Below are 12828 nucleotides of genomic sequence, written 5' to 3' on the forward strand. Positions count from 1 at the left end.
GAGGGAGACTGCGGCGCAGCGCGTCACTGCGCCACCCGGGGTGCGGCGCCGATCAGTTCGCGGCCGATCAGCATGCGGCGGATCTCGTTCGTGCCGGCGCCGATGTCGAGCAGCTTGGCGTCGCGCATGAAGCGCTCGACCGGCCAGTCCTTGGTGTAACCCGCGCCGCCAAGCGCCTGGATCGCCTCCAGCGACACCTTCACCGCATTCTCGCTCGCAAGCAGGATCGCCCCGGCCGCGTCGAAGCGCGTCGTCTTGCCCGCATCGCAGCTCTTGGCGACCGCATAGACATAGGCGCGCGAGGAATTCAGCGCGACGTACATGTCGGCGATCTTCGCCTGCATCAGCTGGAACTGGCCGATCGGCTGGCCGAACTGGCGGCGTTCCTGGACATAGGGGACGACGACGTCGAGGCACGCCTGCATGATCCCGAGCTGGATCCCCGCCAGCACCGCGCGCTCGTAGTCGAGCCCGCTCATCAGCACGCCGACGCCGCCGTTCTCCGGCCCCATGACGTTGGCGGCGGGGACGTGGCAGTCGGTGAAGACCAGTTCGGCGGTGGGCGATCCGCGCATGCCCATCTTGTCGATCTTCTGACCGATCGCGAACCCGGGCATGTCCTTTTCGATCAGGAAGGCGGTGATGCCGCGCGACCCCTCGCCCGTCTTCGCATAGACGACGAGCGTATCGGCATAGGCCGCGTTGGTGATCCAGAATTTCGTGCCGTCGAGGACGTAGCCGTCGTCGGTCCGCCGCGCGCGCAGCTTCATCGAGACGACGTCGCTGCCCGCGCCCGCCTCCGACATGGCGAGGCTGCCGACATGTTCGCCGCTGATGAGGCCGGGGAGGTATTTCGCCTTCTGCTCGGGGTTCGCCCAGCGGCTGATCTGGTTGATGCAGAGGTTGGAATGCGCGCCGTAGCTGAGCCCGATCGAGGCGGAGGCACGGCTCACCTCCTCGACCGCGACGACATGTTCGAGATAGCCGAGGCCGAGGCCGCCGTCGGCTTCGGGAACGGTGATGCCGTGCAGGCCCAGCTCGCCCATCGCCGCCCAGAGTTCGTCGCGCGGAAACCAGTCGTCCGCGTCGATCTTCGCGGCGAGCGGCGCGATCCGGTCGGCGGCAAAGCGCTGCGTGCTCTCGCGGATCATGTCGGCCGCTTCGCCCAAGGCGAAATCGAAATTGGTTATCACATCCGCTCCAGTGTCGTCGTTTTGGCGCCTGCTAGCATAGCGGGGCGGCGGGAGGAAACCGCCCGCGCCGCACCCATCGCGCGATCAGCGGGTCAGCATCTGCCGGATGCGCGTGGCGAGCGCGTCGACCGCGAAGGGTTTCGTCATCATCTCCATGCCTTCGTCGAGGAAGCCGGCGCGGACGGTGGCGTTTTGCGCATAGCCGGTGACGAACAGGATGCGCAGGTCGGGGCGCGACCGGCGGGCGATGTCGGCGAGCTGACGTCCGTTGAGGCCGGGCAGGCCGACGTCGGTGACGAGCAGGTCGATCGGCCGGCCGGATTCGAGAATCGGGATCGCGGAGCGCGCGTCCACCGCCTCGATCGCCTGATAGCCGAGCTCCGCCAGCACATCGAGGATGATGAGCCGCACCGCGGAATCGTCCTCGACGATCATCACGGTCTCGCCGGCGCCGACCGGCGCGGCCGGGCGCACCTCGGCAACGCGCGCCGCCTCGCCGTGAAAGCGGGGGACGTAGAGGCGCACCACGGTGCCGCGACCGACCGCGCTGTCGATGCGGACGTGCCCGCCGGACTGGCGCGCGAAGCCATAGACCATCGACAGGCCCAGCCCGGTGCCCTGCCCCACCGGCTTGGTGGTGAAGAAGGGTTCGAAGACCTTGGCCAGCGTCGCGTCGGACATGCCGATGCCGGTGTCGGCCACCGACAGGACGACATAGTCGCCGGGCGCGACCGTCGCGTGATCGTCCGCGTGCCCGCCGTCGACCGCGACGTTCGCGGTCTCGATCGTCAGCGTGCCGCCGTCGGGCATCGCGTCGCGGGCGTTGATGCACAGGTTTAGCAGCGCGCTCTCGAGCTGGTTCGCATCGGTCCGCGCCGACCACAGCGGCGTGGCGGGCCGCGTCTCGAGCGCGATCTGTTCACCCAGCGTGCGGCCGAGCAGGTCCTCCATCCCGCCGACGAGCGCGTTGACGTCGGTCGGTTGCAGATCCAGCGACTGGCGCCGTCCGAAGGCGAGCAGGCGCGCGGTCAGCGCCGCGGCGCGCTGGGCCGAGGTGGTCGCGGCATCGATGTAGCGGGCGACGCGGTCCATGCGGTTCATCGCCAAATTGCGCTCGATCAGGTCGAGCCCGCCGATAACGCCGGTCAGCATATTGTTGAAATCGTGGGCGATCCCGCCAGTGAGCTGGCCGACAGCCTCCATCTTCTGCGCCTGGCGCAGCGCATCCTCCGTCCGTGCCAGCGCCGCCGCCTGTTCGCGCTCGCCGGTGATGTCGCGCCCGACCGCATGCACGAACCGGTCGTCGGGCACCGCGGTCCACGACAGCCACAGGTAGTGCCCGTCGCGGTGGCGGTAGCGGTTTTCGAAGCGCAGCGTCCGGACGCCGGCCTGCAGCCCATCCATTTCGGCCCGCGTGGCGACGACGTCGTCGGGGTGGACGAGCGTCAGCATGTCGCTGCCGACCAGATCCTCGGCGGCCCAGCCGAGCAGGTCCGTCCAGGCCGGATTGACCGCCTCGATCCGGGCATCGAAGCCGACCACGAGCATGACGTCGCTCGACAGCCGCCACATCCGGTCGCGATCCTGCGTCCGCGCCTCGACCTGATCGGCGAGCGTCGCGTTGAGGTCGCGCAGCCGGTCCTCCATCGCCTTGCGGTCGGAAATGTCGCTGAAGAACACCGCGACGCGGCGATCCTCCGGCGCGCCGATGCGCAACGCACGGACGTCGTACCAGCGGCCGAGCGCCTCGGCGGCATTTTCGAAATGGGCGGGTTCGCCGGTGGCGGCGACGCGGCCGTAGCGTTCGAACCAGTGCGGCTCCAGCCCGGGCGCGACCTCGCTGACCCAGCGTCCGATCGCGCCGGTCAGGCCGGTCTGGCGTTCGAACGCCGGATTGCCCTCGACCAGGCGATAATCCACCGGCGTGCCATGGTCGTCGAACTTCAGCTCGATGACGCAGAAGCCGACGTCGATCGCCGCCATGACGGTGCTGTAGCGCTCTTCCGCCGCAGCGATGGCGGCCGACGCCTGCCGCCGGTCGGTGATGTCGAGCGCGACGCCGGCGAAGCGGACCGGCCGGCCATCGGCATCGCGAAAGATCTGGCCGCGCCGCGCGATCCAGCGGAGCGCGCCGTCGTCCGCACGGCGGATGCGATATTCGACGTCGAGCGGCGCGGTGCCGGCAGCCCGCGAGGCGAGGTCGGAGACGAGGTGACGGTCCTCCGCCACGATCAGCCGTTCGAACAGGGCCGCCGGCACCCCCTCCGCCGCATCGACGCCGTACAAACGGGCGAATTCGGGCGTGCCATGCAGCATGCCGTCCGATCCGACCTCGAACACGCCGACGCCGCCCGCTTCCTGCGCCCAGCGCAGCTGCGTCTGCGCGCGCGACAATGCCTGGATCGTGCGGTGCTGACCGGTGCGGTCGCGCAGCATCTTGACGAAGCCGACCGGCCGGCCACCGGGGTCGCGCAGCGGCGACATCTCGCCGCTCGCCCAGAAACGGCTGCCGTCGCCGCGTTCCAGCCAGCGTTCGTCGTCGGCCCGTCCCTCGCGCAGCGCGATCGCCATCTCGCGATCCGGCACGCCGGCGGCGCGGTCCTCCGCGGTGAAGATCGTCGCGACGGGCTGGCCGACCATCGCGTCCCCGGCGCGGCCGAAGATCGTCGCGGCCCCCGCGCTCCAGTCGGTGATCGTGCCGTCCAGCGCGGTCACGACGATCGCGAAGTCGCTCGCGCTGTCGACGATCGCGCGATGGCGGGCGTGTTCCGCCGCGGCGACGGCGGCGGCACGGCGGAGTTGCAGCGTGGTGACGACCTGGCGCGCGAGGACGGTCAGCGCCTGTTGCTGGACCGGGTCGATCGTACGCGGCCGGCGATCGAGCACGCACAGCGTCCCGATCGGCACGCCTTCGGGCGTCTTCAGCAGCGCGCCGGCATAGAAGAGCAACGGCGCCTCGCCCGCGACGAGCGGATTGCCCGCGAAGCGTGGGTCGGCGCGCATGTCCGGGACGATCAGCATGTTGTCCCCGAGCAGCGCGTGCACGCAGAACGAGGTTTCGAGCGGCGTCTCGCGGACGCCCAGCCCCACCTCCGCCTTGAAGAACTGGCGATCGTCGGCGACGAAATTGACGACCGCGATCGGCGTGCCGCACAGCGCCGCCGCCAGCGAAGCGATCTCGTCGAACGCCGGCTCGCGCGGCGTATCGAGGATGTCGTAATGCGCGAGGGCGGCCTTACGGCGTTCTGAAAGAACAGGAATTTCGTTCATCTGCCAGTAACATAGCCGGGTTGCCGTGACGACGCCATGGCCTCGCCGGCGTGCACCTGACCTAATCGGCGGCCCTGTCCGCCGTCTCTCCGGGCGGCGCGGCGACCTTCCAGAAAACCGCATACCCCAGCACGCCCGACACGATCGAGGCGAACAGGATCGCCAGCGACGCCTGCTCGCTCAGCAGCGGATCGGTGAAGGCCAGTTCGGCGATGAACAGCGAGATGGTGAAGCCGATCCCGGCGACGCCGCCGATGCCCAGCACCATCCGCCAGCCGACGCCGTCGGGCAGCGTCGCGGCGCCGAGCCGGGTCGCCAGCCACGTCGCACCGAGGAAACCGAGCGGCTTGCCGAGGATCAGGCCGAGCGCGACCCCCGCGGCGAGCGGCGCCTGCACCGCCTCCGCGATCAGCGCCGGGGACAGGTGGATGCGGACGTTCGACAGCGCGAACAGCGGCAGCACGATGTAGGACACCCACGGGGTCAGGATGCGTACCAGCCGCTCCGCGGCCTCGTCGGTCGCGGCGGCCATTTCGTGGATATAGCCGAGGCGCTGCTGTGCGACCTCATGCGCTTCTTCGGCCTCGGTATCGTCGTCGGCGCGCGCGGCGGCGGCATGGGCGGCCTTGAACTGGTCGACGGGGCGCTGCACGCGCTCGGCGAAGCCCTCTTCCGACAACCGCGACCGCGTCGGCAGCAACAGGCCGACGGCGACGCCGGCGATGGTCGGATGCACGCCCGATCCGAACACGCCGACCCATACGACGCCGCCGAGCAGGACATAAGGGATCGGCGCGACCCAGCGCAGCCGCAGCAGCACCACGATCCCGGCATAGGCGGCGCCGGCGACGAACAGGAACCAGGGGTGGAAGGCCGAGGTATAGGCGACCGCGATCACCAGCAGGCCGAACACGTCGTCGATCGCGGCGAAGGCGAGCAGGACCGCGCGCACCGCCGGCGGCAGGCGGGTGGTGAACATCGCGACGATCGCGAGGCTGAACGCGGTATCCATCGCCGCGACGACACCCCAGCCGTGCTGCGCCGGCGTGCCGTGGGTGAAGCCGACGAAGATCGCGATCGGCACGACCAGCCCGCCGATCGCGCCCGCGAGCGGAAACACCGCGGTGCGCAGCGTCGCCAGCGATCCCTTGACGAATTCGCGCTTCACCTCCGTCCCGATGATGAGGAAGAAGAGCGGCATCAGTGCATCGTTGACCCATTCGGCGAGCGGGCGCGCTACCGCCCAGGCGCCGTAGCTGATCCGCAGCGGCCGGTCCCACAGCCGGATCCAGTCCGCCCCCCATGGCGAATTGACGACGATCAGCGCGACGATCGTCGCGATCATCAGCGGCCCGCCCGACACCTGGCCGATGGCGAAGAACGGCTCGATCTTTTGCAGCAGCGCCGCTGCCGGCGAATGATGCGCCCGGGCAGCGACGCGGCCGGACAGGCGTGGAGTCAGCCCCATGGGCAAAATTGTCCTTCTTTGACATTAGGATACGGCTGTGGCGCGGCAACGTTCCGCTATGACGCGATGTCCATGACCCGACGCCCGCGGCGGACGGACCCGTTTCGGCAGTCGTTATTTGTTCCGATACTAAAGCCGAAGCGGGACAACAGACGATGCACGCCGCAATGTTCAATCTATTGAACCGATCACGTCGCCGCAAAATGCCGCTTGGACTTTCGGAGCAAATAAAGCCAAGAGAGGCAGGCCGGCTATCCCCCAATGGCCGGTTTCTTTACGTCCGAAAAAGCGAGTCCCCATGAACACCGAGATCAATCCGGTCGAGCTTGCCACCGAACTTACCATCGCGTGGCTGAGCAATCCCAACACCCGTACGTCGGCCGACGACGTACCGGGCTTCCTGCAATCCATGTATGCCGCCGTCGGCAAGCTGGCCAGCCCGGCCGCCGCGGAGCCGGAACAGGCGATGCAGGACCACACGCCCGCGGTGTCGGTGCGCAAGTCGCTCGCGTCGCGCGATCACATCATCTCGATGATCGACGGCAAGCCCTATCGTACGCTGCGCCGCCACCTGTCGACCAACGGCCTGACGCCGGAGGAATATCGCCAGCGCTACGGCCTGCGTCCGGACTATCCGATGGTCGCCCCGTCGTACAGCGAGAGCCGCAGCGCGATGGCGAAGACGATCGGCCTCGGCCGCAAGGCGGGCGAGAAGGTCGAGCGCGCCGCCGGCGACGCCGTCGGTACGGTTCGCAAGGGCGGCAAGGCCGCGTTGCAGGCCGCCAAGGAAACGCTGGGCGCCGAATAGGCCCATGACGCGACGGTTCGGGCGTTCGTTCGCCCGAACCGGCCGCCGTCCCGGCGCCGGGAGTTGCGGATCCAGCGCTTGCCGCAGCGCGTCGTGCTCCGGCTGGCCGGCCTCGCTGCCTCGATTGCGACGGGAGTAGGCAGTGCCAGCCTCCGCCGCCGCTGTGCCGATGGCATGAGCCGGCCGGGCGCCCCGCCCTCGTCGGGGACGTCCCGACCATCGGTGCAGGACATGCGCCCTCCTATTCGTCGAGCCCTCTCTAGCGGGCGCCTGTGTCAGCCGGCGTGGTCCAGCGCATGGGCGATGCCGCGTTCCAGCCCGCGCAGCTCAGCGAGGCCGCGCATCCGGCCGAGCAGCGAATAGCCCGGATTGGTGCGGCGATCGAGGTCGTCGAGCATCTGGTGGCCATGATCGGGACGCATCGGCACGGTCCGGCGTTCGCGCCGATAGAGGCGCACGACCTCGGTCATCACCGCCGCCATGTCGGCGTCGCCGCCGAGGTGTTCGGCCTCGTGGAACGCGCCGTCGGGTTCCCGCTGGACCGAGCGCAGGTGCAGGAAGCCGATCCGGCTGCCCAGCCGGGCGACCATGCCGGGCAGGTCGTTGTCGGCGCGCACGCCGAGCGACCCGGTGCAGAAGCACAGCCCGTTGGACGGATTGGGGACCGCGGCAAACAGCTGCGCGAGGTCCGCCTCGTCGCTCACCACGCGTGGCAGGCCGAACAGCGCGAACGGCGGGTCGTCGGGATGAACGACCAGCCGGATGCCGAGCGCGTCGGCGACCGGACAGACCGCGCGCAGGAAGGCGACGTGATTGGCGCGCAGGGCATCGGCGTCGATCCCCGCATAGGTGCCGATCGCCGCGAGGAATTGCGGCGAGCTGAAGCTCTCCTCGCTGCCCGGCAGGCCGGCGATGATCGTGCGCTCCAGCGCCCGTCGCTCGTCCGCGGACATCGCCGCAAAGCGCGCGTCCGCCGCCGCGACGACGCGCGCGTCGTAATCGCGCGCCGCGTCGGGCCGGCGCAGGATGTGGATGTCATAGGCAGCGAGCGCGACCGCCTCGAAGCGCAGCGCGCGGGCGCCGTCGGGCAGTTCCCAGCCGAGGTCGGTGCGCGTCCAGTCGAGCAGCGGCATGAAATTGTAGGTGACGGTCGTTATGCCGCAGGCGGCGAGGTTGCGCAGGCTCTCGCGATAGGCGTGGATCAGGCGATCCCAGTCGGGACCGCGGGTCTTGATGCCCTCGTGCACCGGCAGGCTCTCGACGACGGTCCAGCCGAGCCCGGCCGCCGCGATCTTGGCGCGCCGTTCGGCGATCGCGGCCTCGGGCCAGACCGCGCCGTTCGGGATCTCGTGCAGCGCGGTCACCACTTCGGTCGCGCCGGACTGGCGGATGTCCGACAGGCGCACGGGATCATCGGGCCCGAACCAGCGCAACGTCTGCAACAAAGTCATCCTGCGGTCCCCGTCCAGCCTTGCCGGATCGCCCGGTCGTACGATCCGATAGCCCGCGCCGCGCCGCGCCGGCAACCGCCCGCGCCATGCGGGGGAGGTTGCAACATGGCCGCAACATCACGGCCGATCCAGACATATTGCCGTGATCCATCTGCGCGATGACCGATGCCGACACGCCGGGAGACGCGATCATGCCTGCACCACGACCTCACACCTCCGAACCCCATGGCCACGGCCTCGCCGACGACCTGCCGCTGCTGACGGCGATGCTGGGCCGCCGCCGCGCGCTGCGATGGTTCGCCGGCGCCGGCACCGCAGCGCTGGTCACCGGTTGCGGCGGCAGCGGCACGGACGCCGGGAGCGTCGCGGTGGTCAGCGGCACCGCGACGCCCGCCCCGACCGCCACGCCCACGCCCACCCCGACGCCCACCGCGACCGCAACGGCGAGCGGGTGCATCGTCGATCCGACCGAGACCAACGGCCCCTATCCTGCCGACGGCACCAACACCGCGTCGGGATCGACCAGCAACGCGCTCACCGCCAGCGGCATCGTGCGCAGCGATATCCGGTCGAGCTTCCTCGGCACGACGACGGTGGCGACGGGGGTCAAGCTGACGCTGACGCTGACCGTGGTGAACGTCAACGCGACCTGCGCACCGCTGGCGGGCTATGCGGTCTACGTCTGGTGCTGCGACCGGTCGGGCAATTATTCGCTCTATACCGCCGCCGCGGAAAGCTACCTGCGCGGTATCCAGGTCACCGATGCCAACGGCCAGGCGACCTTCACCCTGATCGTCCCCGGCTGCTATTCGGGGCGCTGGCCGCACGTGCATTTCGAGGTGTTCTCGACGCTGGCGACCGCCACCGGGGGCCGCTACGCCTCGCTGGTGTCGCAGCTGGCGCTGCCGGCGGCGGTGTGCGCCGCGGTCTATACCGACACGACCACCTATCCGGCGAGCGCCGCCAACCTCGCCCGCGTCACGCTGGCGAGCGACATGGTGTTCGGCGACAACAGCGCCGCGCAGATCGCGCAGCAGACGCCGGTGCTGACCGGGAACGTCACCGACGGCTATGTCGGGAGCGCGACGATCGGCCTCGCGCGGTAACCCTTGGCGGCGACGGCGGCGGCGGGCTAAGGCGGCGGCCATGACGCCGCTGACGCTCTACAACAGCCTGACCCGCTCCGCCGAGCCGTTCGTCCCCGCAGATCCCGCCAACGTGCGCATCTATTCGTGCGGACCGACGGTCTATCACTATGCGCACCTCGGCAACCTGCGGGCCTATCTGTTCACCGATACGCTGGGGCGGACGCTGACATGGAAGGGCTATGGCCTGACCCATGTCATCAACATCACCGATGTCGGCCACCTGACCAGCGACGCCGATTCCGGCGACGACAAGATGGAGGCCGCCGCGAAGGCGAGCGGGCGCGACATCTGGGCGGTGGCGGCGCACTATACGCAGGCGTTCAAGGCGAACCTCAAGGACCTCAACGTCCGCGACCCGGCGCATTTTCCGCTGGCGACCGACCATGTCCCCGGCATGATCGCGTTCGGCGAGGCGATCGCGGAGCGGCATTGCTATCGCCTGCCCGACGGCCTGTACTTCGACACGTCGACCGTCCCCGATTACGGCCGGCTGGCGGGCACCCACGCCGACGGCCCGGCCGAGGCGCGGATCGACGCGGTCGCCGGCAAGCGCCACGCCGCCGATTTCGCGATCTGGCGGACCAGCGGCCCGGACGAACATCGCCAGATGGAATGGGACAGCCCATGGGGTCGCGGCGCGCCGGGCTGGCATCTCGAATGTTCGGTGATGAGCCGCCGGTATCTGGGCGACCATTTCGACATCCACACCGGCGGCATCGATCATCGCGAGATCCACCATCCCAACGAGATCGCGCAGAACCAGGCCTATGGCGGCACCGCCGACACCGGCGCGACGCTGTGGATGCACAACAACTTCCTGGTCGACCGCACCGGCAAGATGTCGAAATCGTCGGGCGCGTTCCTGACGCTGGCGACGTTGGTCGAGCGCGGTTTCCATCCGCTCGCCTATCGGCTGATGTGCCTTCAGGCGCATTACCGCAGCGAGCTGGAATTCTCGTGGGAAAACCTCGCGGCGGCGCAGACCCGGCTGAAGCGGCTGGTGCAGACCGTCGCGGCATTGCGCGCGCGCGGAGACAGCAAAGGCGCGGCCACGGCGGCGCCCTACGCCGAGCGGCTCGACGCGGCGCTGTCCGACGATCTCAACACCCCCAAGGCGCTGCCGGTGCTCGACGAGATGCTCGCCGACAAGCGTATCGCGCCCGCCGACCGGCTGGCCGCGCTCGCCGATTTCGACGCGGTGCTGGGCCTCGGCCTGCTGACGCTGGCGCGCGAGGACCTGCGGGTGCGGCCGGCACGGGCCGGCATCGACGACGCCGGGATCGCCGCACGGCTGGAGGAACGGCGCGCGGCGCGCGCGGCGAAGGATTTTCCGCGATCGGACGCGATCCGCGACGAACTGGCGGCGCTGGGCGTCGAGGTGATGGACGGCGATCCGCTGGGCTGGGACTGGAAGGTCACGATATGAAGGCGGTACTCCCCGCGATCGCGCGCGGCCTGCTCGAACCGCATTTGCCCGTCGGCATCGAGCCGGCGTGGTTCGCCTCGCCCGACGAGGCGAAGGCGATGATCGCCGATGCCGAGATCGCCTGGGTCGACATGCAGCCGACGGCGCTGGTGGCGGACGCGATCCGGGCGGCGGGACCGCATTTGCGCTGGGTTTCGACGATCTATGCGGGGCTCGACGCCTTTCCGCTCGACCTGCTGCGCGCGCGCGGGGTGACGGTGACCAACGGCGCCGGGATCAACGCGGTCGCGGTCGCCGAATATGCGGTGCTGGGCGTGCTGGCGGCGGCGAAACGCTTCGACATCGTGCTGCGCGCGGCGGACCGACAGGACTGGCTGACGGATGCGCCGGGCAAGGTGGAACTGGCTGACACGCGTGCGCTCGTCGTCGGCTACGGCACGATCGGCCGGCTGATCGGCGAGCGGCTGGCGGCGTTCGGCGTCGCGGTGACCGGCGTCACCCGCTCGGGTCGGGACGGCACGCTGACGCCCGGTGCCTGGGCCGCGCACATCGGGGACTTCGACTGGGTGATCCTGGCGGCGCCGTCGACCGACGCCACCAGGGCGCTGATCGGTCCGCAGGAGATCGCCGCGATGCGCCGCACCGCATGGCTCATCAACATCGCGCGCGGCGACATGATCGACGAGGCGGCACTGCTGGCGGCGCTCGCCGACGGCGGCATCGCGGGCGCGTTCCTCGACCCGACCGATCCCGAGCCGCTGCCGCCGGGCCACCCGTTGTGGACCGCGCCCAATTGCATGATCTCGATGCACCTGTCGGGCCGCAGCCAGACCAAGATGTTCCAGCGCGGTGCGGCGCTGTTCCTCGACAATGCCCGCGCCTTCGTCGCCGGCGCGTCGATGCGCAACGTCGCGGACCTCGACGCGGGCTATTGACCTAATCGAGCGGCCGGTCCGCTTCTGCGACCAGCGGCGGCGCATAGGGTTTGGGCGCGCCCGCGGGGAGGCGCGCGATCTCTGCCTCGATCGCCTTCGCGCGGGCGGACGAGGACGGGTGCGTGCGGCTGCGGAACAGGCCGCCGTCGACGTCGCCGCCATGGTCGCGCCAGAAACGCACCGCGATCTGCGGATCGTAACCCGCGTTGCGGAGCAGGTGCACCCCGAGCAGGTCCGCCTGATCCTCGGTCAGCCGGAACAGCCGGCCGTTGCGCCCGACCTCGGCGAGCAGGCCGCGCTTGACCCCGGCGGCGTCGAGCCGCGTCGCATGGTGCAGGATGTTGTGCGAGAGTTCGTGCGCGACGACCACCGCGATCTCGTCGTCCGAATAGCGTTCGAAGAAGCGCACCCCGATCTGGACGTTCCGGCCGTCGGCGGACGCCTCCATCCCCGGGCCCAGCAGCACCTCGAACGCGCTGCGGCAGCCGGGCGACGCGGCGATCTGTACCGTTCGGGTGCGGCCGTCGCGACGCAGCACGATGTCGAGCGGACGGTCGGCGGGCAGCGCGGCGATCGCGTCGAAGGCGGCATCGCGCGCGGCGCTGTTCGAGCCCCTCGCCGGCGGCGGCGCGCCCAGCGACCGGCCGTCGGCCGAGACGATCGAATCGTTGGCGCGTACGCCTGCGGCGGCGGCGGGCGACCCGGGCACCACCGCCTCGACCGCGATCGGCGCCTCGAACCCGAAGCTGCGCCGCGCCTGATCGCGCAGGGCGGGATCGTACTGGCCGAGCGCGTGGATCGCCCAGCCCGGCGTCGGCGCCCGGTCCCGGCACAATGCGGCGTTGGCGGTGGTCAGGCGATAGGCGATCGCCGCCATGCGCGCATCGACCGTGCGCAGCGCGTCGAACGTCGCGGCGGTGTCCTGCGCCAGGCCGGCGACGGGGGTCAGTGCCAGCAGGACGGCGGCGGGGAATCGGGGGGCGATCGTCATGGCCACCGCCTGTAGGCCAGCGCCGCTGAACGCGGAACAACCCGCCCGCCGCATTTTCCGTCCGGATCCCGGGGGGATACCGTCCCCAAGCGTTCCTTCATTGCGCAAAGGCCGATTTGGGCGCATGTCGCGGCGCGT

Annotated in this window: 9 protein-coding genes; 4 read left to right on the top strand and 5 right to left on the bottom strand. The window is 70.1% G+C overall.

The window, feature by feature from the left end; genetic code table 11:
• Nucleotides 1-23: 23 nt before the first annotated feature.
• From LPN01_RS11490 to nhaA, 3 genes are all read right to left on the bottom strand, one after another.
• Complete coding sequence (locus tag LPN01_RS11490) at nucleotides 24-1193, bottom strand: isovaleryl-CoA dehydrogenase (RefSeq protein WP_316747767.1); 1170 nt, start codon at nucleotides 1191-1193, stop codon at nucleotides 24-26.
• Nucleotides 1194-1277: 84 nt separating this feature from the next.
• Nucleotides 1278-4463: a PAS domain S-box protein gene (locus LPN01_RS11495; RefSeq protein WP_262828558.1), complete on the bottom strand. Its 3186-nt coding sequence runs from the start codon at nucleotides 4461-4463 to the stop codon at nucleotides 1278-1280.
• 61 nt (nucleotides 4464-4524) lie between these two features.
• Nucleotides 4525-5931, bottom strand: a complete 1407-nt coding sequence (gene nhaA / locus LPN01_RS11500) for a Na+/H+ antiporter NhaA (RefSeq protein ID WP_262828559.1) — start codon at nucleotides 5929-5931, stop codon at nucleotides 4525-4527.
• 298 nt (nucleotides 5932-6229) lie between these two features.
• Between nhaA and LPN01_RS11505 the strand changes: the two genes are divergently transcribed.
• Nucleotides 6230-6739, top strand: a complete 510-nt coding sequence (locus LPN01_RS11505; protein ID WP_262828560.1) for a MucR family transcriptional regulator — start codon at nucleotides 6230-6232, stop codon at nucleotides 6737-6739.
• Between the two features lie 275 nt (nucleotides 6740-7014).
• On the opposite strand, the gene uxuA is transcribed toward LPN01_RS11505, so the two are convergent.
• Entirely contained in the window at nucleotides 7015-8190 is a 1176-nt protein-coding gene (gene uxuA / locus LPN01_RS11510; RefSeq protein ID WP_262828561.1) for a mannonate dehydratase, read from the bottom strand.
• 191 nt (nucleotides 8191-8381) lie between these two features.
• Between uxuA and LPN01_RS11515 the strand changes: the two genes are divergently transcribed.
• The 3 genes from LPN01_RS11515 to LPN01_RS11525 are packed head-to-tail and all read left to right on the top strand — an operon-like array spanning nucleotide 8382 to nucleotide 11699.
• On the top strand, nucleotides 8382-9296 hold the full coding sequence (locus LPN01_RS11515; RefSeq protein ID WP_262828562.1) for an intradiol ring-cleavage dioxygenase: 915 nt from the start codon (nucleotides 8382-8384) through the stop codon (nucleotides 9294-9296).
• A 40-nt stretch (nucleotides 9297-9336) separates the two neighbouring features.
• The gene (gene cysS, locus LPN01_RS11520; protein WP_262828563.1) at nucleotides 9337-10764 is read left to right on the top strand and encodes a cysteine--tRNA ligase; all 1428 of its coding nucleotides are present in this window, start codon (nucleotides 9337-9339) and stop codon (nucleotides 10762-10764) included.
• Nucleotides 10761-11699, top strand: coding sequence for a D-2-hydroxyacid dehydrogenase (locus LPN01_RS11525; protein ID WP_262828564.1), 939 nt, complete (start codon nucleotides 10761-10763; stop codon nucleotides 11697-11699). Before cysS ends, LPN01_RS11525 begins: the two co-directional genes overlap by 4 nt.
• Before the next feature lies 1 nt (nucleotide 11700).
• On the opposite strand, the gene LPN01_RS11530 is transcribed toward LPN01_RS11525, so the two are convergent.
• Nucleotides 11701-12690 (bottom strand): M48 family metallopeptidase, encoded by a 990-nt coding sequence (locus tag LPN01_RS11530; protein WP_262828565.1) that lies wholly within the window; start codon nucleotides 12688-12690, stop codon nucleotides 11701-11703.
• Between the last annotated feature and the right edge of the window lie 138 nt (nucleotides 12691-12828).

It is taken from the genome of Sphingomonas sp. A2-49, from assembly GCF_025548555.1.
In the GTDB taxonomy this organism is placed as follows: Bacteria; Pseudomonadota; Alphaproteobacteria; order Sphingomonadales; family Sphingomonadaceae; genus Sphingomonas.

What these genes read in the sequence shown, in the direction of transcription:
- uxuA (WP_262828561.1), bottom strand. Translation starts at nt 8,190, where the DNA reads ATGACTTTGTTGCAGACGTTGCGCTGGTTCGGGCCCGATGATCCCGTG.
- LPN01_RS11495 (WP_262828558.1), bottom strand. Translation starts at nt 4,463, where the DNA reads ATGAACGAAATTCCTGTTCTTTCAGAACGCCGTAAGGCCGCCCTCGCG.
- LPN01_RS11505 (WP_262828560.1), top strand. Translation starts at nt 6,230, where the DNA reads ATGAACACCGAGATCAATCCGGTCGAGCTTGCCACCGAACTTACCATC.
- LPN01_RS11515 (WP_262828562.1), top strand. Translation starts at nt 8,382, where the DNA reads ATGCCTGCACCACGACCTCACACCTCCGAACCCCATGGCCACGGCCTC.
- cysS (WP_262828563.1), top strand. Translation starts at nt 9,337, where the DNA reads ATGACGCCGCTGACGCTCTACAACAGCCTGACCCGCTCCGCCGAGCCG.
- nhaA (WP_262828559.1), bottom strand. Translation starts at nt 5,931, where the DNA reads ATGGGGCTGACTCCACGCCTGTCCGGCCGCGTCGCTGCCCGGGCGCAT.
- LPN01_RS11525 (WP_262828564.1), top strand. Translation starts at nt 10,761, where the DNA reads ATGAAGGCGGTACTCCCCGCGATCGCGCGCGGCCTGCTCGAACCGCAT.
- LPN01_RS11530 (WP_262828565.1), bottom strand. Translation starts at nt 12,690, where the DNA reads ATGACGATCGCCCCCCGATTCCCCGCCGCCGTCCTGCTGGCACTGACC.